The 16,853-nt window shown below is 74.0% G+C and carries 20 protein-coding genes; 12 read left to right on the top strand and 8 right to left on the bottom strand.

The features are described 5' to 3' along the window. The first annotated feature begins 56 nt into the window (after positions 1–56). Positions 57–539 carry an ATP-binding protein gene (locus AB0M92_RS22465; protein WP_366104042.1) on the top strand — a complete coding sequence of 161 codons (483 nt, stop codon included), beginning with the start codon at positions 57–59 and terminating at the stop codon, positions 537–539. On the opposite strand, the gene AB0M92_RS22460 is transcribed toward AB0M92_RS22465, so the two are convergent. After that, positions 534–881 carry an STAS domain-containing protein gene (locus AB0M92_RS22460; protein ID WP_366104041.1) on the bottom strand — a complete coding sequence of 116 codons (348 nt, stop codon included), beginning with the start codon at positions 879–881 and terminating at the stop codon, positions 534–536. The two genes, AB0M92_RS22465 and AB0M92_RS22460, sit on opposite strands and share 6 nt — an antisense overlap. A gap of 296 nt (positions 882–1,177) precedes the next feature. Here AB0M92_RS22460 and AB0M92_RS22455 point away from each other — a divergent pair, with 296 nt between their 5' ends. The 6 genes from AB0M92_RS22455 (at position 1,178) to AB0M92_RS22430 (ending at position 4,735) form a co-directional block, all read left to right on the top strand. Continuing rightward, complete coding sequence (locus AB0M92_RS22455; RefSeq protein ID WP_366104132.1) at positions 1,178–1,978, top strand: SigB/SigF/SigG family RNA polymerase sigma factor; 801 nt, start codon at positions 1,178–1,180, stop codon at positions 1,976–1,978. Positions 1,979–1,986: 8 nt separating this feature from the next. Beyond that, complete coding sequence (locus AB0M92_RS22450; protein ID WP_366104040.1) at positions 1,987–2,295, top strand: STAS domain-containing protein; 309 nt, start codon at positions 1,987–1,989, stop codon at positions 2,293–2,295. Beyond that, complete coding sequence (locus AB0M92_RS22445) at positions 2,295–3,245, top strand: sensor histidine kinase (RefSeq protein WP_366104039.1); 951 nt, start codon at positions 2,295–2,297, stop codon at positions 3,243–3,245. Before AB0M92_RS22450 ends, AB0M92_RS22445 begins: the two co-directional genes overlap by 1 nt. 121 nt (positions 3,246–3,366) lie before the next feature. Further along, entirely contained in the window at positions 3,367–3,831 is a 465-nt protein-coding gene (locus tag AB0M92_RS22440; protein WP_366104038.1) for an ATP-binding protein, read from the top strand. A gap of 69 nt (positions 3,832–3,900) precedes the next feature. Further along, complete coding sequence (locus tag AB0M92_RS22435; protein WP_260145957.1) at positions 3,901–4,023, top strand: hypothetical protein; 123 nt, start codon at positions 3,901–3,903, stop codon at positions 4,021–4,023. A 49-nt stretch (positions 4,024–4,072) separates the two neighbouring features. Beyond that, positions 4,073–4,735 carry a DUF4230 domain-containing protein gene (locus AB0M92_RS22430; protein WP_366104037.1) on the top strand — a complete coding sequence of 221 codons (663 nt, stop codon included), beginning with the start codon at positions 4,073–4,075 and terminating at the stop codon, positions 4,733–4,735. On the opposite strand, the gene AB0M92_RS22425 is transcribed toward AB0M92_RS22430, so the two are convergent. After that, a complete protein-coding gene (locus AB0M92_RS22425) occupies positions 4,726–5,790 on the bottom strand; it encodes a mechanosensitive ion channel domain-containing protein (protein ID WP_366104036.1) in 1,065 nt (354 codons plus the stop codon). The genes AB0M92_RS22430 and AB0M92_RS22425 overlap by 10 nt on opposite strands. 215 nt (positions 5,791–6,005) lie before the next feature. Between AB0M92_RS22425 and AB0M92_RS22420 the strand changes: the two genes are divergently transcribed. The 3 genes from AB0M92_RS22420 to AB0M92_RS22410 all read left to right on the top strand — a co-directional run bounded on the left by AB0M92_RS22420 (position 6,006) and on the right by AB0M92_RS22410 (position 8,025). Next, a complete protein-coding gene (locus AB0M92_RS22420; protein WP_366104131.1) occupies positions 6,006–6,455 on the top strand; it encodes an SRPBCC family protein in 450 nt (149 codons plus the stop codon). A 5-nt stretch (positions 6,456–6,460) separates the two neighbouring features. Then, the gene (locus AB0M92_RS22415; RefSeq protein ID WP_366104035.1) at positions 6,461–7,285 is read left to right on the top strand and encodes a DUF1206 domain-containing protein; all 825 of its coding nucleotides are present in this window, start codon (positions 6,461–6,463) and stop codon (positions 7,283–7,285) included. A 128-nt stretch (positions 7,286–7,413) separates the two neighbouring features. Beyond that, a complete protein-coding gene (locus tag AB0M92_RS22410) occupies positions 7,414–8,025 on the top strand; it encodes a response regulator transcription factor (protein ID WP_366104034.1) in 612 nt (203 codons plus the stop codon). 7 nt (positions 8,026–8,032) lie between these two features. On the opposite strand, the gene AB0M92_RS22405 is transcribed toward AB0M92_RS22410, so the two are convergent. The 5 genes from AB0M92_RS22405 to AB0M92_RS22385 all read right to left on the bottom strand — a co-directional run bounded on the left by AB0M92_RS22405 (position 8,033) and on the right by AB0M92_RS22385 (position 15,076). Then, positions 8,033–9,811 (bottom strand): ABC transporter ATP-binding protein, encoded by a 1,779-nt coding sequence (locus AB0M92_RS22405; protein WP_366104033.1) that lies wholly within the window; start codon positions 9,809–9,811, stop codon positions 8,033–8,035. Continuing rightward, on the bottom strand, positions 9,808–11,583 hold the full coding sequence (locus AB0M92_RS22400) for an ABC transporter ATP-binding protein (RefSeq protein WP_366104032.1): 1,776 nt from the start codon (positions 11,581–11,583) through the stop codon (positions 9,808–9,810). Before AB0M92_RS22400 ends, AB0M92_RS22405 begins: the two co-directional genes overlap by 4 nt. Before the next feature lie 75 nt (positions 11,584–11,658). Continuing rightward, the gene (locus tag AB0M92_RS22395) at positions 11,659–11,799 is read right to left on the bottom strand and encodes a SapB/AmfS family lanthipeptide (protein ID WP_366104031.1); all 141 of its coding nucleotides are present in this window, start codon (positions 11,797–11,799) and stop codon (positions 11,659–11,661) included. Next, entirely contained in the window at positions 11,796–14,429 is a 2,634-nt protein-coding gene (lanKC, locus tag AB0M92_RS22390; RefSeq protein ID WP_366104030.1) for a class III lanthionine synthetase LanKC, read from the bottom strand. The genes AB0M92_RS22395 and lanKC overlap by 4 nt, the downstream gene beginning before the upstream one ends. Positions 14,430–14,527: 98 nt before the next feature. Then, complete coding sequence (locus AB0M92_RS22385) at positions 14,528–15,076, bottom strand: VanZ family protein (RefSeq protein ID WP_366104029.1); 549 nt, start codon at positions 15,074–15,076, stop codon at positions 14,528–14,530. Positions 15,077–15,078: 2 nt separating this feature from the next. On the opposite strand from AB0M92_RS22385, the gene AB0M92_RS22380 reads away from it, so the two are divergent. Continuing rightward, a complete protein-coding gene (locus tag AB0M92_RS22380; protein ID WP_366104028.1) occupies positions 15,079–16,065 on the top strand; it encodes a YihY/virulence factor BrkB family protein in 987 nt (328 codons plus the stop codon). A gap of 62 nt (positions 16,066–16,127) precedes the next feature. Here the strand turns inward: AB0M92_RS22380 and AB0M92_RS22375 are convergent, their stop codons facing one another. Further along, the gene (locus AB0M92_RS22375) at positions 16,128–16,283 is read right to left on the bottom strand and encodes a DUF6131 family protein (protein ID WP_167352600.1); all 156 of its coding nucleotides are present in this window, start codon (positions 16,281–16,283) and stop codon (positions 16,128–16,130) included. Positions 16,284–16,423: 140 nt separating this feature from the next. Here AB0M92_RS22375 and AB0M92_RS22370 point away from each other — a divergent pair, with 140 nt between their 5' ends. After that, complete coding sequence (locus AB0M92_RS22370) at positions 16,424–16,846, top strand: YjbQ family protein (protein ID WP_366104027.1); 423 nt, start codon at positions 16,424–16,426, stop codon at positions 16,844–16,846. The last annotated feature ends 7 nt before the right edge of the window (positions 16,847–16,853 follow it).

Genomic DNA, 16,853 nt, shown 5'->3' with positions numbered 1-16,853 from the left:
GGGGGCGGGTGGCGGGTAGACGAATCGGTGACGAAGGACACAACTGACGAAAAGGGGTGAGGGCGTTGTCGGTCAAGGTCGTGGGCTGGGCACGCTCGTTTCCGGTGTCGAGGGGAGTTCGGGCGGCGCGGCAGTGGACCGCCGGGCACCTGGCCTCGCTGCCATGGGACGACTCGGCCGCGGACACGGTGCACTCCGTCCTCCTCAGCGTCTCCGAACTCGTCACCAACGCCCACCTGCACGCCGCCGGAACCGCCCACCTCGTGCTCACGTGGGACGGCCGGTGCCTCCATGTCAGCGTCGCCGACTCCGACCCGCGGCTGCCCTCCGCGCGGCCGGCCGACGCCGAAGCCGATGCCGGCGCCACCTCCGGACGGGGGCTGGGGATCGTCACCACCCTGGCGGACTCGTGGGACATCCACGCGTGCCACGGCGGCAAGGCGATCACGGCCTGTTTCCGCCCCTACGGCGGGGCCGACCCCCACACCGGCCCCCACGCCGGCCCGACCGCGGGCCTGGGCGGGCCGCTCCCGTCATGAACCGCCGAGCGCGTCTTCGACGCTGGGGTACAGGGACAGGACGGTATCGGCGCCCGTCAGGGCGAAGAGCCGGCTCAGCTGTTCCCCGGGAGCGGCGATCCGCAGGCCGGTCAGATGGTGCACCCGCAGCAACAGGTTCAAGAAGGACGAGTCGCCGAAGGTGACCGATCCCACGTCCAGCACCACCAGCCGGTGCCCCTCCGCGGCGGCGGCGAGGGCCTCCTCCAGAGGGGCCAGCGTGTCCTGGTCGAGCTCTCCCTGCGCGGCCACCACCCATCCGGCCCCGGCCGGGTAGTTTTTCCCGACCACGCCTGCGCGGTGCGCGTCTCCTGCTCCGGTCATGTCCGCCTCCCCGGATCGTCACGTGTGCGGCCTCCGCAAGGGAGTATGCCTTCCCCTGGATCGTACGGAAGCAGAAAGTTTTCGCGCCGGGCGGGTAAGAACGAGAAGTCTGGGCATGAGCGCCCGGGCAGCCGTCAGTCAATCGGGAGGGAACGGCCACCATGTCTCGCTCGGCCACCGCCGTAAGCCCCATTCGTTCATCAGACGTGCAGTTCGCACCCTCTGTACCCGCCGACGGGATCGCGGGAGCCACACAGCGGGACGTGGCACTGCCCGAGGTGAGGAACCCCCGGGAGATGGCGCCGGGCGACGCACGCGAGCTCTCCAGGCTCTTCTTCGGGAGGCTCCGCTCCCTGGAGGAGGGCACGCGCGATTACCAGTACGCCCGCAACACCCTGATCGAGATGAACCTCTCGCTCGTGCAGTTCGCCGCGCGGCGCTTCCGCGCCCGGGTGATGGGCGGGGGCCTGGACATCGAGGACATCATCCAGGTGGGCACCATCGGCCTCATCAAGGCCATCGACCGCTACGACCCCGAGCGGGAGGTCGAGTTCTCCACGCTCGCCCTCCCGTACATCACGGGCGAGATCAAGCGCTACTTCCGCGACACGACCTGGGCCGTGCACGTACCGCGCCGGCTCCAGGAACTGCGCACGGAGCTCGCCAAGGCCCAGGAGTCGCTGACCGACGTCCTGGGGCGGGCCCCGACGGTCAAGGAGGTCGCCCAGCACCTCGAACTGACCGAGGAAGAGGTCATCGACGGGCTGGTCGCCGCGAACGGCTACACCAGCGGCTCCCTGGACACCGCCGGGGCCGACGGAGACGAGCCCGCGGGCTCGACGAGCCGGGCGACCCGGCCCCTGGCGGACCGTCTGGGTGACGTCGACCCCGCCATGGAGCTCTTCGAGGACTTCCACACCCTCGCCCCGCTGCTGGAGCAGCTGGACGAACGCGATCGGCTGATCCTGCAACTGCGCTTCGGTCAGGAGAAGACGCAGGCCGAGATCGGCGCCGAGCTGGGCATCTCTCAGATGCAGGTCTCGCGCCTCCTCTCACGCACGCTCGCCCGGCTGCGCGCCGGAATGCTCTCGGTGTAGGCGGCGCCATGCCGCTCACCGCCCGGCCGCTGGGTGACCGTCCCGGCACCCGGCTGCAGGGCAGCTGCGACTTCGACACCCGGCCGATCCTGACCGCGGCGCTCGGAGTCGTCACCCGGACCCCCGGCCCGGTCGTCCACCTCGACCTGTCCGGGGTGGCCTTCCTCGACACCGCCGCCGTCGGCGCCCTGGTGCGGGCGAACGCCACCGTCACGGGTCAGGGGCGCCGCCTGGTGCTCCACCACCCGCCGTACTCGCTCCGCAAGGTAGTGGAGTTGTTCCCGGACGAATGTGCCGCGCTGGAGGTCGCAGCATGATGAACGACGCTTCTGCGCCCGCCTCCCCCGGGGACTTCGTCCACCCCGCCCTCTTCTACCGGGACCAGGCGGAGTACCTGGCGGGAGTGGGCGGGTTCGTACGGACCGCCCTCGCGGCCGACGAGCCGGTGCTCGTGGCCGTGCCCGGCCCGCGGCTGGACGCCCTCCGCGAGAGCCTCGACGTCGGCGCGGCCGAGGTCACCTGGGCGGACATGACGCGACTGGGCCGCAATCCCGGCCGCATCCTGGCCGCTCTGCAGGACTTCGCCGGCCGGCAGGAGGGCCGGCCCGCCCGGATCGTGGGCGAGCCGATCTGGCCCGGCCGCACGCCGGCCGAGGTGCTGGAGGCCACCCGTCACGAGGCCCTCATCAACACCGCCTTCGCCGGCCGGCGGGCCACCGTCCTGTGCCCGTACGACGTCCTGGGCCTGCCGGCCGCGGTGGTGTCCGACGCCAGGCGCACCCACCCCACGGTCATCGCGGAGGGGAAGGACCTGCTCAGCCCGGATTACGCGGACGCCCCGGCGGTCCGCGCCGACTGGGACGGCCCGCTGCCCGAACCCGACGGGGCCGTGCCCCGCTTCGCCTACGCCCTCGGGGAACTGGGCGAGGTACGGGCCCACGCCGAGGCCTGGGCCCTGGGCACCCCCCTGGGCGCGGCCCGGCGCGGTGATCTGGTCCTCGCGGTCAGCGAGGCCGCGGCGAACTCCCTCGCCCATGGTGGCGGGAGCGGATCGCTGCGGCTGTGGCGGACCGGCGGTGGCGGGGTCGTGGCCGAGGTCCGCGACGCGGGCCGTCTGACCGACCCGCTGGCCGGACGCCGCCGCCCCTCCCTCGCATCGGTCGACGGGGGCCGCGGCCTGTGGATGATCCACCAGCTGTGCGACCTGGTCGAGATCCGCTCCTCGGAGAGCGGCCTCACGCTGAGGATGCACATGGCATGTTCCTGAGACCGGCGGTTCCCCTAAACTGTCACGGGCCTGCTCGGGGGACCGGGCAGGCGTCGATCGTGGCCACAAGGGTCCCGACGGACAGAGAGACCAGCGTCAACGGCGGGGGTGAGGTAGCACAGTGGAAACCATTGGACCGGGAACCGGCGATCCGCTGCCCGCCGGGCCTTCGGCCGTGGTGCAGCGCCGCCGCCTCGCCCTGTCCGGCGTCCGCGGCCACGTCGCGAAGGGCCGCGACTTCACCCGCCAGGCCTTGCGGGACTGGGGCTGGGACGGCACCGAGACCTCCGAGGACGCCCTGCTCCTCGTATCCGAGCTGCTGACCAACGCCTCCCTGCACGCCGGTGGCTGCGTCGAGCTCGTGGTCTGCGCCGGCGACGTCCTGCGGATCGAGGTCTTCGACGGCTCGACGGCGCTCCCCCACCGCCACCCGTCTCCGCAGCGCGGGGTGCCGGGCGGACACGGCCTCTACATCGTGCAGCGCCTCTCCGATCGCTGGGGCACCCACACCCACGAGAACGGCAAGGCCGTCTGGATCGAGATCGAGGCATCGCGGCTGACCTCGGGCAGGCCCACCGGCCGGTGACCCGGTCGGCCACCGGTCCCGTGTGCGCGTGAGGAGCGTCGTTCCGGGAGACCGGGGCAAGCGCACGGTATGACATCGAACGCACTCACTTCCCTGGCCCTGACCCCGGCGCCCGGCCCGGCCTGGGTCCACCTGATCGTCATCGCCTTCGCCCTCCTCGTCCTCGTCCGCACCCTGGCCCGCCACCGGTAGGCCCTCCCGCTTCCGGGCTGTCCGGGCGTCCACGGGGTATGCGCGGAGCATGGAAACCTCTTCGGATCGGCCGGGCGGCTCGCGGCGCCCGTGGTGGGGACGGATCGCCGCCGCAGCGGTGGTGGTCGCGGTGCTGATCGCGCTCGTGGCGCGCTTCGGCCCGGTCCCGGGATTAGGCGCCCTCTTCGGCGAGGAGACCCGGGACCGCTCCGGCCCGGCTCTGCTCAAGTCCATCCAGGACATGGACCGTTACGAGGCCGCCGTCGGCAACTTCCAGGTGGTCGTGGACCTGGAGAAGGACGCGGCGTTCCTGCCGGACGCCATCCGCGGCACGCGCACCCTGTACGTGGGGGCCGGCACGGTCGGCGGCTACGTGGAGCTGGGCGGGCTGGGCGAGCGGAACGTCTCCGTGAACGACGACCGCACCAAGGCCTCGCTCCGGCTGCCGCACGCGGTGCTCGGCTCGGCCGCCCTCGACCCGGACCGCTCGTACGCGGTGTCCAAGCAGCGGGGCCTGCTCGACCGGATCGGCGATCTGTTCTCCGACAACCCGGCCGGCGAGCAGGCCGTGCAGAAACTGGCCGCGCAGCACGTCAACGAGGCCGCCCGCGACAGCGGTCTCGCCGCGCGCGCCGAGAAGAACACCACGGCGATGCTGGAAGGGCTGCTCCGTTCCCTCGGCTTCCGTGAGGTGACGGTCTCCTACGGATGAGGGGTGGGCCCCGCCCCGCCCTCCGGCGACGGCGCCACGAGCAGGCGGGGCAGGGCGCCCGGGTGCTTCTCCGAGAGCCAGGCGACCAGCTGTTCCCGTACGGCGCAGCGCACCGTCCACAGGTCGTCGGCGTCCTTGGCCGTGACGATCGCGCGGACGACCATGGTGGAGGGGGTCGTCTCCGTGACGGCGACGTCCCAGCCGCGGCCGTCCCACTGCGGGCACTGGTGCAGGATCTCGTGGACCTTGTCGCGTATGAGGTCCACGGGTGCGCTGTGGTCGCAGTGGAGGAAGACCGTGCCGGTCATCTGGACGCCGCCGCGGGACCAGTTCTCGAACGGGCGGGTGGTGAAGTACGAGACGGGCATGGTGAGGCGGCGCTCGTCCCAGGTCCGTACGGCGAGGAAGGTGAGGGTGATCTCCTCCACCACTCCCCACTCTCCGGCGACCACGACCGTGTCGCCGATGCGCACCATGTCGCCGAAGGCGATCTGGAACCCTGCGAACAGGTTTCCGAGGGTGGACTGGGCGGCGACGCCGGCCACGATGCCGATGATGCCGGCGGAGGCGAGCACGGACGTGCCGAGCGCGCGGAAGCTGGGGAAGGTCAGGAGCATCGCCGCGGCCGCGACGACGGCGACGACGGCGGTCAGGACCCGCGTGATCAGGGTGACCTGGGTACGGACCCGGCGGAGCCTGGCGGGGTCGCGGGTGCCGGCCGCGTAGCGCGCGTAGCCGGACTCCACGGCGGCCGAGGCCACGACCACGATCAGCCAGGCGCCGGCGCCGATCAGCGCGAGCGAGAGGACCCGGCCGACGGCCGCCTCGTGCTCCCGCAGCGGCCGCCAGGCTGTCTGCCGGTAGGCCCCCCTGAGCAGGGCGGCGAACAGCACGATCTGCAGGGCCCGGCGGCAGCGGCGCAGCGAGTTCCACAGGGGCGTTTCCGGGTGGCGTGCGTCGGCTCGGCGCAGCACCAGGTCGGCGGCCCACCCGGCCGCGGCGGTGAGGAGGACCGAGCCTCCGAGGACGATCAGCAAACGCAGGGCGTGGTTCATGTCTCCTCGACGGGTGTAGGCGGCATGGACTTCCCCCGCGCATGCCCGGACGAGGAGGGGCGACACACGGAACCTGCGGCGCGGCCCCCTCGTCCCGTGACCGCGGCGGCCTGCGCATGGCGCGACCGGGGGCGGGTAGCCGGGCCGTGAACGGTCTGGAGGCGGCGACCGGTACCGCCCGGTGCCGGGCCGCCGACGCCACGGAAGGGGTGCACGTGTCACACGTCGAGGAGTACGTCGAGGTCAACGTCCCCGTACGAACCGCGTACAACCAGTGGACGCAGTTCGAGGACTTCCCCGTCTTCATGGAAGGGGTCGAGCGCATCTACCAGCGCACGGACACGCTGACCCACTGGGTCACGAACGTCAACGGTGTGCAGCGCGAGTTCGACGCGCAGATCACCGAGCAGCTCCCGGACCGGCGCGTCGCGTGGATGACGGTGGACGGTGAGGCGCGCCAGGCCGGCCTGGTCACTTTCCAGCCGATCGACGCGACCACCACCAAGGTCGTCCTGCACATGAACTGGGTGCCCGACGGCCTGGCCGAGACGGCCGCCGACAAGCTGGGCTTCGTCAAACGCCAGGTGGCCGGCGATCTGAAGCGGTTCAAGACGTTCATCGAGTCGCGCGGGATCGAGACGGGCGCCTGGCGGGGCGAGGTCTGAGCGCCATGAGACACGGGGGTGCGGGCAAGGGAGTCAGGGCGGCGTCCCGCGGCGGCGGGTTCCGTGAGGTCACGGCCCGTTGCGGTCTGCTGGCGCGCGGGGTGCTGTACGCACTGGTCGGGCTGCTGGCCCTGCGCGTGGCCTTCGGCGACGCCGGGGGCCAGGAGGCCGACCGCGAGGGCGCCCTCCGGGAGCTGGTCGGCAAGCCCTTCGGCGGCGTCCTGGTCTGGGCCGTCGGCGTGGGGCTCGTCTGCATGATGCTGTGGCGGCTGTCGGAGTCGGTGTTCGGCGCGGCCGGGCCCGACGGTGGCAAGCCGCCGAAGCGGCTGGCCTCGGCCGGCCGCGCGGTCTTCTACGCCACGGCCGCCTTCTCCGTCCTGTCGTTCGCGGCGGGCGCCGGCGGACGCTCCGGGGACCAGCAGTCCCGCGATGTGACGGCCAGGGCCCTGGAGCTGCCCGCCGGGCAGTGGCTGGTGGGCGCGGCGGGCCTCGGGATCGCCGTGGCGGGCGTGGTCATCGCGGTGCAGGCGGCGCGGCGCACCTTCCGCAAGCACCTCGCGATGGGCGGGGTGCCCGGCTGGGGGCAGGCGTGCGTCGATTTCCTCGGGGTGGGCGGCGGCCTGGCCCGGGGCGCCGTGTTCGCGGCGGCCGGGGCCTTCGTCGTGTACGCCGCCGTGCGCTACGACCCGGGGCAGGCGAAGGGCGTCGACGACACCCTGAGGTCGTTCGCCGGGACCGCGGCGGGGCCGTGGCTCCTGGTCGCGGTCGCCGTCGGGCTGATGCTCTTCGGGGCGTTCTCGTGGGCGATGGCCCGATGGCGCGAGGTCTGACACGGGAAACCGTGGCATCTCGGCCAACTTGCCCGTACGCCCCTGCACGCCCCCCGCAGTGACGTTCCATCAGCCCTGAATGGGGGCACCCGTGGTGCCGTTGGTACGTCTACCGAGGAGCGCACACGATGACGAAGGTCCTCGTCCTGCACAGCGTCAGCCTGGTCAGGTCGGCACTGGCCGCCCTTCTGAGATCCGAAGGGCCGTTCGAAGTCACGTCGGCGGCCTGGCGGGCCGCGGCCCGCCAGGCCGAGTCCTTACGACCAGACGTGACGGTCGTCGACCTCGACTGTCCGGGAACGACGGCCGTCCTCTCCGCCGACAAGCGCGTGGACCACCAGGTCCTCGCGCCCCCGTCCCCGGTCCTGGTGCTCGCGTCCTCGACCGGCGCACCCGGGCTGCTGCACCGCGCGTTCCGCGCCGAGGCGCGCGGCTACGTCGACAAGGACGGCTCGCCGGGGCGGCTCGTACGGGCCGTCCGAAAGGTCGCCGCGGGGGAACGGTTCATCGACGCCTCGCTGGCCTCCGCGTTCATGGAGGCCGACCCCGTGCCGCTGAGCCCGCGGGAGCTCAGCGTGCTGACCCGGGCCGCGGAGGGCGATTCGATCGCCGAGATCGCCCGTACGCTGCACCTGGCGAGCGGGACGGTGCGCAACTACATGGCCGCGGCGACGCGCAAGACCGGGGCGCGCAATCTCATCGACGCGATCCGGATATCCCGCCGGGCCGGCTGGGTCTGATCCGGCCTCACCGGCAAGACGCCTCCTCGTTCCATCTCCCCACCAGATCGCGGTACAAGGCTGACCTGGCGGGGAGTTCCTCATGGGTGCCGCAGACGGCGCGGGTCCCGTCGAGCACGAGGACCCGGTCGGCGCGGGCCGCGGAGGAGACGCGGTGGGCCACGACCACGAGGGTGCCGCCGCGGTCCGCGAGGGCCCGTTCGGCACGCTCCTCGGCGGCCGGGTCCAGGTGGCAGGTGGCCTCGTCGAGCAGCAGCAGCGGAGCGGGCGAGAGGTAGGCGGCGCCGAGCGCGAGCTGCTGGCTCTCGCCCCGGGACAGCAGCCGGGGGGACACTTCGCCGTCCAGGCCGCCGAGCCGTGCCACCAGGTCCTCCAGCCCGAGGGCGCGGACGGCGCGCCGCACTTCGGCCTCGCCGGGCCCGGGGGCGCCCGGGGCCGCGGCGAGGTGGGTCAGGTTCTCCCGTACCGTGCCGGTGAAGACGTAGGCCTGCTGCGGCAGCAGGGTCCGCCGCGGATCGGGCCCGCCGGCGCCCTCCCCCGGCTCCCGGCGGGCGGCCGCTCCGGCGACGAGGACCGCTCCCGCGTCGGGTGACAGCATTCCGGCGAGCAGGGCGGTGAGCGTGGACTTGCCGATGCCGCTCGGTCCGACCACCGCGAGGTGCTCCCCCGGGCGCACCACCAGGTCGAGGTCGTCGAGTACGGGAGCCGCACCGGGGCCGTAGGCGAAGGTGACGCCGCGGAGCTCGGCCGCGGCTCCGGTCAGCGAGGGGCTCGGCGGGGGTCGGTCCGGCTCCACGGGGCCGTGACCGGCCGGGTCCGCCACCACCGGCGCGCTGAAGCGTTCGAGGACCACGAGCAGCCGGGTCCCGGCGGAACCCATGGCGGTCATCAGGGAGTTGAGAGCGGGCAGCAGGGACTGCACCAGGTACGTGAGCCCGCCGGCCAGCGTACCGGCGGTGATCCCGCGGCCCAGCAGCCAGGGCGTCGCCGCGAGGAGCGCGATCACCGGCAGCCGGCCCGCCGTGCCCAGGGCCAGGGTCCGCAGGGCCGCCCAGCCCGCGAGGGTGCGCGCCAGCCGTTCCTGGGCCGCGATCAGGGGCTCCACCCGGGCTTCCGCGGGGGCCTGCCCCCCGCAGGCGGCGATGTCGCGCAGTCCCTCGGCCAGCGTCCCCACCCGGTCGGCCAGCGCCTCGTCGGTGTCGAGGGACCTGCGCTGTACGGCGGCCAGGGGGCGCAGCGTGGCCAGGAAGGCGGCCACGCCCAGCAGCAGGGGCGGCAGCACGACCAGCAGCAGCACGGGCGCGAGGGCGGCCATCCCGAGGAAGGCGCCCACGGCGGTGAACACGAACGAACGCGCCGTCAGGACCAGCCCCGCGAAGGAGTCCCGGGCCATTTCCGTCTGCTGGGTCAGCCGGGACACGGCGCCGGTGTCGCCGGAGCCCGCCGGGTCGGCGACCGCCCGGTCCAGCGCCTGCCGCACCGCCCGCCGGACCAGGCCGTCCCGCAGCGGCTCCACCAGGTCCGCGAGCCCGGCGAACACGCCGCGCAGAGCCCATCCGCCGAGCAGTGCTCCGGCTCCGGCCGCGGCCAGCCAGCCGAGACCGGCGGCGGTGCGGCCGGCGAGGAAGCCGTCGTCGAGGGCGCGGGCCACCCCGTAGCCGCCCAGGAAGGTGTGCGCGGACTCCAGGAGCGACCATCCGGCCAGCCGCCCCAGGGCCCGCTTGTGGCCGCGCAGGAACCGCCGGCCCTCGGGGGCCACGCGGCCCCGGACCCCTCCCCCGGTCATCGCGCGGCCTCCCGCTCCGTGTCCTGCCGTTCCGTTCCGTCGGCGAACACCGCCCGGTAGGCGGGCTCGTGCCGCCACAGCTCGGCGTGGGGTCCGGTCGCCCGTACCCGCCCACCCTCCAGCCAGACGACGAGATCGGCGCGGGCGGCGGACGAGAGGCGGTGCGCGACCACGATCCGGGTGCCGGGCCGGACCTCGCGGGCGAGGGCCCGCTCCACCTCCCGGGCCGTGACGGTGTCGAGGCTGGAGGTGGCGTCGTCCAGTACGAGGAGCCGGCCCGCGTGCGCGAACGCCCGCGCCAGTCCCAGACGTTGGACCTCCCCGCCCGACATGGGGGCATCGGCGAGGCGGGTTCCGTACCCGTGCGGCAGGCGCTGTACGAACGGATCCGCTCCGGCGGCACGGGCCGCGGCGCGCACCTCTTCCGGGCCGGGATCCGGACCGGCGCCGAAGGCGATCGCCTCGCCGACCGTGTCCCCGAGCAGCACCGGCCGGTCGAAGGCGTACCCGACCTCGCGGCGCAGCGCCCCGGCGGCCAGCTCCGGCAGGGGCACCCCGTCCAGCACCACCCGGCCCGCGTCGGGGTCGGTGAGCCGCCCGGCCACGGCGGCGAACAGCGTCTTGCCCGCCCCCGAGCGGCCCACCACGGCCACCGTGGCGCCTCCGGGGATCACCAGGCTGATGTCGTGCAGGACCGTCGCACCACCGCGCACGACCCGCACGCCCCGCAGTTCCAGGGTGCCGGGGCCGCCTTCGGGCAGTCGCGCCCGTCCGTGGCCGAGTGCGGGCAGGGCCAGGAGGGCGGCGGTCCGGCGGGCCGCGGACCGGCCCCGGACCACGGCCGCGAGGCCGCCGGTGACGGCGCCGATGCCGGCCGCGAGACCCGCGTACCGTACGGCGGCGAGGAGTTCGCCGACCCCGATGGCCCCGGCCGACAGGCGGATGCCGCCGACGGCGAGGACCGCGTACAGGAGCAGCGGCATGAGGGTGGCCGAGCGCGCCGTGGTGCCGCCGTAGACCTGCCACATCCGCCGGCCCTCGGTGCCCAGCTCGGGCAACCGGGCCAGGATCCGGGCGCGTTCGCGCTCCGCGGTGCCGGCGGCGGCGATCGTACGGGCCCCGGCCAGCGCCTCGGTCAGCCGGCCGGCGGTCTCCAGCTGGACCTGCTGGTAGCGGGCGATGCTGGTGTGGGTGTCGCGGGCGAAGGCCCGCAGCAGGAGCACCAGGAACGGAACTCCGGCGAGGAAGGCGAGCGCCGTCCACACGTCGATCAGGAAGAGGGCGGTGACCGCGCCGAGCGGCGGCAGCAGCGCGGCGGCGGCGTGCGCGACGGCGGCCGGGACCTTGCCGGCCTCGGTGGCGTGCGCGGTCAGCCGCGCGGCGGTCTCGCCGGGTGCGTGGCGGGCCGCGTGGTGCGGGGCCGTCCGCAGCAGCCCGGCGAGGGCGAGCCTGCGCAGGCGGGCGGTGGAGCGGCCGTCGACCTCGCCGGTCAGCCGGGCGGCGGCCGCGTCCAGCACCACTTCGGCCGCGATGACCGCGGCGCACAGCAGGGTCCAGGCAGGGCCCGACGGGGCGCGGCGCAGCAGCAGGTCGAGACAGTGGCCGAGGACGGCGGGTTCGGCGAGCGCCGCCGCGGCGGCCCCCAGCGTGCATCCGAGTACGGCGGCGGTGCGCCCGGCGCTGTGCCGGGCCGCCGTCGCGAGAGCCCGGTCGGCGGTGCGCGCCTCGGCCGCCGCCTGCGCCGTACCGGCCTCCGCGTCGGGGGAGCTCATCGGCGGATGCCTCCAGTCGCGGGGTACGTGGTGCGGGCCCGGGCGGCGAACCGCCCGGGCCCGAGGTGACCCGTGTCAGTTACAGGTCGTGATGCTCAGGCTGCTGTCGCCGCAGAGCAGCAGGCTGGCCCGGCTGCCGCCACCGCCACCGCCGCCGTGCAGCTCGGTGACCTCTTCCTTGGGGGTCTCCATCGACTGCAGGTCGAGAAGCGTCATGTCAGATTCCTCTTCTGTCGAGTGGTGCGATGGGTCACGGCCCCGGACGGGGCCGGCTCTGGGGCCGCCGCGGTGTGTCGCAGCGGCGGGAGGAACGGCAGGTGCGCGCGCCCGCCGGGCGCGGCGCTGCCGAGGGCGAGGAGAGCGCCGGCGGTGCCCGTGGCGAGGTCCATGGACAGGCGCATCATCTGCTCGCCGGGGAAGGCCAGATGTCCCTGGTACGGCACGGCGTGCCGGGCCAGCGCGTCGATCTGGCGGGAGATGTCCTCGGGGCCCGTTCCCGGGCCGGGGGTGGTGGTCCGGGCCAGGTGGAGGATCATCCCGGCGGCGCCGCGCAGCAGTCCGGGCTGGGCGTAGAAGGTAGCCTGCGCCGCCCGTACGATCTCGCGCCGGGCCCGTTCGAACCGCTCGTCGGGAGCGTGCTCCAGCCAGTCGTCGAGGACCATGCCGATGCCGACGCTTCCCTCGCCGAGGTACGGCATCGTGCGCCAGCCCTCGTTCACCTGGAGGGTGCCGTACGCGCTGGTGACGCAGCGGTCGAGGTCGCGGTGGAGCGCCCGGGCGGACTGGAGCAGCAGCTCCTTGTCGCCGGTGCGTTCGTACAGCCGCAGGAAGAGCAGGGCGGGGCCGGTGTTCCCGTACATCAGTCCGGCGCGGGCGGGGCGCTGTTCGGGCCGGCCGAGGAGTTCGGCGCAGCGCAGGGCCGCGGTGTGCAGCTCTCCCTCGCCGCTCGCGGTGCCGAGTGCGTCCAGCGCCAGGCCGATGCCGGCGAGTCCGCCGTGCAGGTCCGGACCCGCGCTCTGCCAGGGCTGGTGCAGCAGCCGCTCGGCGAGAGCGAGGGCGCGGTCCGCGTGTCCGAGCCGGTTCAGGGTCCAGGCCGTGCCGGCGAGGCCGTCGTAGAAACCGAGCGGGGTGCCGGAGGCCGGTTCCCCGGTCCGCTCCAGCAGCCATTCCTCGGCTTCGGGCCAGGGGCCGGCGCCGGTCTCGGCGAGGGCGTGGAGCACTCCCGCGATCCCGTGGCCGAAACCGGTGCCTCCGCCGGCGGCCGCGAACTGGGCGATGTCGCCCGGCACGAAGCGGTCCTCGCGCTCCGGGGTGGCGCTCGCGCGGATCGCCGCGGTCATCGACGTGCGGGCGGCCGGCCAGTCCCCCGGCTCGACGGGCAGGTACGGGCCGGGCGGCGCGGGCATGCGGCCGCCCGGTGCGCCCTGCGGGGCGCCGGACAGGATCTCCTCGACGGCCTCGTCGAGGAACCGCCTCGGTACGGGGAACTGCTCGGCGATGACGGCCGCCAGATGGGCGGCCTTGGCCCGGTCCAGGACGAGCAGGCTGGTCAGCGGGAGGAACAGGGCGAGCCGCAGACAGGCGAGGGCGTAGCGGTCGACGGAGAACCCGCGCCGCTCGGCGGGGGCGACGAAGGCCGGGTTGGCCACGGTCTGGCGCAGTCCCTCGTCGACGTGCGCGGCGGCCTCGAAGTCCAGCAGGGCGACGGACGGTTCGCCGCTCTCGTCCTGCGCGACCATGATGTTGAAGAGGTGGAGGTCGTTGAAGACCACGCCGCGGGCGTGCACGGCTTCGACGGCCTCCGTGACGCGGCGGTGGATCTTCAGGGCCCACTCGGTGTACGCGGCGAGCTCCACCGGGTCGGGGTCGGCCTCGATCAGCGGGTGGCGCCGTGCGAAGTAGGTATTGAGCGGTTTGCCTTCGAGGTGTTGCAGCACCAGGAAGTGGTGGTCTCCCACCGTGAACGTGCCCCGTACCGCGGGCACGCAGTCCAGGCCCGACAGCCTTTCCAGCGCGGCCTGTTCACGGTGCAGCCTGGTCACCGCGTCGGCGCCGTCGGCGGCGAGCCCGGCGTACGGGCGGGCCTCCTTGAGCACCACGGACTCGCCGGTGCGGCTGTCCTTGCCGACGTAGACGCCGCCGCCGTTGGAGAAGTGCAGCGCCCGCTCCACCGTGAAGGGGATGTCGGTGAGGGTGGTCGCGGAGCGCGCCGCGAGGTGCGGCTCCAGGAAGGCGGGCAGTTCGAGCCACTCGGGCGGCTGGAACACCGGTCCGCGCGGGTCCGGTACGAGGCGCCCGTCGGGGGTCTCGATCGCCGGGACCAGCTCGCCGTGCTCGTCGTAGCAGTGCCGCAGGGTGAAGCTGCCGTAGCGCAGGTGGACCGGTCCGGCGCCCCAGCGCAGGTCGCTGAGGATGTACGGGCCCGCAGCCCCGGCCAGCGCGGCGTCGAGGTCCTCCGCGATGCGGCGGCACTGCTGCTCGTCGGCCGGGTACACGGTGATGAACTTGCCGCTCGCCGCGCGGTCGGCGTACTTGGCGTTGCGCAGGTGCAGCAGGTACCGGCTCGGTATGAACTTGAAGGCGATGCGCCGTGCGGTGCAGTACTCGTACACCGTCGTCAGCAGCGATTCGGCGTTGTCGAGCGTGGCCGAGACGTGGATCTTCCAGCCCTGGGCGGGCAGTTCGGCGTCGGCGGGGCGCAGGGCGAGCCAGTCGCCGCTGCGGTGCGAGCGCCACCCCGACGGGACGGGGGCGAGCGCGGCCGGGTAGCTCTCGCCGGCGCGCCGGTACGGCGCGTCGTAGAACCATCGGTCGGCGTCGCAGAAGGCGGCGTACCCCTTGTTCACACCTGCTCCCTCGTTCGGCGGCAGACCCGAAGGTGTCATGTCCGGAGCAGGCGGCGACAGTCACGTCTGTCATCGATGGGGTGTGCAGTACTCACGAGTCACGAGTCGGGTGTCACCGGTTCGGCGGGCCGTCGGGTCCACCAGTGGCGGCGGCGCGGGTGGACGGCCCGCCCGAGCTGGCGGCCGATCAGCAGGTATCCGAGGAGGGCGCCGGCCGTGTTGAGGATGACGTCGTCGATGTCGAAGACGCGCCCCGTGACGAGGGCGCCCTGGATCAGCTCCACCAGGGTCATCAGGCAGACCGTCACGGCCCCGACCCGCAGCAGCCCCCGCGCCGGGGGCAGCAGGACGGGCAGGAGCACGCCGAACGGCAGGCCGAGCACCACGTTCCCGCCGAGCTGGCGCACCGCCTCGGTCGTCGACGTCCCGTCCAGGTAGGCGCTGATGGAGCTGCCGGGCCGGACGTTGGCGTGCACGAGGGCCACCGAGGCGGCGGACGGTTCCAGCGTCAGCCGGGCCAGGACCACGCCGAACAGCACGGTCCCTGCGAAGGCGGTCACCATGGCGGAGGCCCGGACCACCGGATGGGCCGGGCGGCGTCGTTCCGCCCGCTTCTCGCTCCTGCGTCGTGCGTAAGTCCACGTCATGCATGCGCGTGTACCCGGCGGCCCGCCCGGTACGCGGCCGCGCGGAGCGGCCCCTCGGGGCCGCCCCGTACGCGGCCACGCGGGCCCGGCGCATGCGGCGGGGCCGGTTCGGGCACCCGCGCAGCGTGACCGACATCCCCCGCACCTCATCCCGCCGAAGCGGCCCGCCCGCGGCCGCCCTCGCGGCGCGCACCCGCGCCGAGCTGCGGCGTACGGCCGTACGCGTCTGGACCGACAACCTCGCCGACCACGCGGCCGCACTCACCTACTACGCCGTCCTGGCGCTCCTGCCCGCGCTCGTCATCGCGGTCTCCCTCGTGGGACTGCTGGGCGGGGCCACGCGGGACCGGCTGATCACCGAGCTCACCTCGTACGCACCGCCCCAGTCGGCGCAGGTGCTGCGCGACGCCCTCGGCGGACTCGCGGCGGAGCAGTCGTCGATGTGGGCCCTGCTGATCAGCGGCGTGCTGAGCGCCCTGTGGTCGGCGTGCAGTTACCTGGCGGTGTTCCGCCGTGCCCTGCACGCGATGCACGGGGTGCCCGACCGGCGGCCCCCGCTGCGCGCGGCCCACACGCTGCTCATCAACGCGGCGCTGCTGCTGGTCCTGCTCGTCGTCGCCGCCGCGGTACTGGTCGTGTCCGGGCCGGCGGCCCGCTGGGTGGCGCGGACCACCGGGGGGAGCGGGCCTGAGGCCATCGCGCTCCTGCGCTGGCCCGTACTGCTCGCGGCCGTCACCTTCCTGGTGCTGATCCTCTTCCGGACCGGGCCGGACCGGAGCCGCGGCACCCGCCGGGGCCTGCCCGGCGGCGTACTGGCCGCCCTGCTCTGGCTGGCCGCCTCGGTGCTGTTCACGCTGTACACGGAGCTGGACACCTACGGCCGGCTTTACGGTTCGCTGGCCGGCATCGTGGTCTTCCTCGTCTGGCTGTGGATCGCCAACCTGGCCCTGCTCACCGGGGCCCAGTTCAACGCCGAACGGGCCCGGTAGGCACGCGGGCGGGCGGGCCCCCGTGAGGGACCCGCCCGTGCCGTGTGCACCGCAGGGTGCGGTCACCAATAGTGGCGCCGACCGCCGACCGCGTGCCCGACGGAGCCCAGGATCCACAGCACCGCGCCCACCACCAGCAGGATGACGCCGAGGGTCCAGAGGATGGAGATCCCGGTCAGGAATCCGATGACCAGGAGGATGAGACCGATGAGAATCATGATGTCCTCGTTCTGATGTCGGGGATCGGCGCGGCGGTGGTGACCGCCGGGTGCCTCGAACGGCGTGTACCCCCGAATTCCGTTCCTATCGGCATCGGCCCGCCTTCGCGGTACGGGCCCGTCCCGGTCAGGATGGGTGCATGACCGACACGTTCACCACACGGACCCTCGATGTGACGACGGGCTCCACGGAGACCGTCCACGATCTGACCGCGGCGTGCGCGGAGTTCCTGCGGGACGCCGCGAGGGGGCGGGACGGGCTGCTCAACGTGTTCACTGCGCACGCCACGGCCGGGCTGGCCGTCATCGAGACGGGGGCGGGCAGTGACGACGACCTGCTGGACGCCCTGCGCACGCTGCTGCCCGCCGACGACCGCTGGCGGCACCGGCACGGCTCCCCCGGCCACGGTCGCGACCACGTCCTGCCCGCCTTCGTACCGCCCCACGCCACCCTCCCGGTGGTGGGGGGCGAGCTGGCGCTCGGCACCTGGCAGTCGGTGGTGCTGGTGGACACCAACCGGGACAACCCCCGGCGCACGGTACGGCTGTCCTTCCTGTGCTGAGCCGGCC

It is taken from the genome of Streptomyces sp. NPDC051582, assembly GCF_040681715.1.
Classification (GTDB): domain Bacteria; phylum Actinomycetota; class Actinomycetes; order Streptomycetales; family Streptomycetaceae; genus Streptomyces.
This window is presented reverse-complemented; position numbering and strand designations above follow the sequence as displayed.

Excerpts from the sequence above, each read along its gene's own strand:
- AB0M92_RS22460 (WP_366104041.1), bottom strand. The coding sequence starts at position 881 with ATGACCGGAGCAGGAGACGCGCACCGCGCAGGCGTGGTCGGGAAAAAC.
- AB0M92_RS22455 (WP_366104132.1), top strand. The coding sequence starts at position 1,178 with ATGGCGCCGGGCGACGCACGCGAGCTCTCCAGGCTCTTCTTCGGGAGG.
- AB0M92_RS22450 (WP_366104040.1), top strand. The coding sequence starts at position 1,987 with ATGCCGCTCACCGCCCGGCCGCTGGGTGACCGTCCCGGCACCCGGCTG.
- AB0M92_RS22445 (WP_366104039.1), top strand. The coding sequence starts at position 2,295 with ATGAACGACGCTTCTGCGCCCGCCTCCCCCGGGGACTTCGTCCACCCC.
- AB0M92_RS22435 (WP_260145957.1), top strand. The coding sequence starts at position 3,901 with ATGACATCGAACGCACTCACTTCCCTGGCCCTGACCCCGGCGCCCGGC.
- AB0M92_RS22430 (WP_366104037.1), top strand. The coding sequence starts at position 4,073 with ATGGAAACCTCTTCGGATCGGCCGGGCGGCTCGCGGCGCCCGTGGTGG.
- AB0M92_RS22425 (WP_366104036.1), bottom strand. The coding sequence starts at position 5,790 with ATGAACCACGCCCTGCGTTTGCTGATCGTCCTCGGAGGCTCGGTCCTC.
- AB0M92_RS22415 (WP_366104035.1), top strand. The coding sequence starts at position 6,461 with ATGAGACACGGGGGTGCGGGCAAGGGAGTCAGGGCGGCGTCCCGCGGC.
- AB0M92_RS22410 (WP_366104034.1), top strand. The coding sequence starts at position 7,414 with ATGACGAAGGTCCTCGTCCTGCACAGCGTCAGCCTGGTCAGGTCGGCA.
- AB0M92_RS22405 (WP_366104033.1), bottom strand. The coding sequence starts at position 9,811 with ATGACCGGGGGAGGGGTCCGGGGCCGCGTGGCCCCCGAGGGCCGGCGG.
- AB0M92_RS22400 (WP_366104032.1), bottom strand. The coding sequence starts at position 11,583 with ATGAGCTCCCCCGACGCGGAGGCCGGTACGGCGCAGGCGGCGGCCGAG.
- AB0M92_RS22395 (WP_366104031.1), bottom strand. The coding sequence starts at position 11,799 with ATGACGCTTCTCGACCTGCAGTCGATGGAGACCCCCAAGGAAGAGGTC.
- AB0M92_RS22385 (WP_366104029.1), bottom strand. The coding sequence starts at position 15,076 with ATGACGTGGACTTACGCACGACGCAGGAGCGAGAAGCGGGCGGAACGA.
- AB0M92_RS22380 (WP_366104028.1), top strand. The coding sequence starts at position 15,079 with ATGCGCGTGTACCCGGCGGCCCGCCCGGTACGCGGCCGCGCGGAGCGG.
- AB0M92_RS22375 (WP_167352600.1), bottom strand. The coding sequence starts at position 16,283 with ATGATTCTCATCGGTCTCATCCTCCTGGTCATCGGATTCCTGACCGGG.
- AB0M92_RS22370 (WP_366104027.1), top strand. The coding sequence starts at position 16,424 with ATGACCGACACGTTCACCACACGGACCCTCGATGTGACGACGGGCTCC.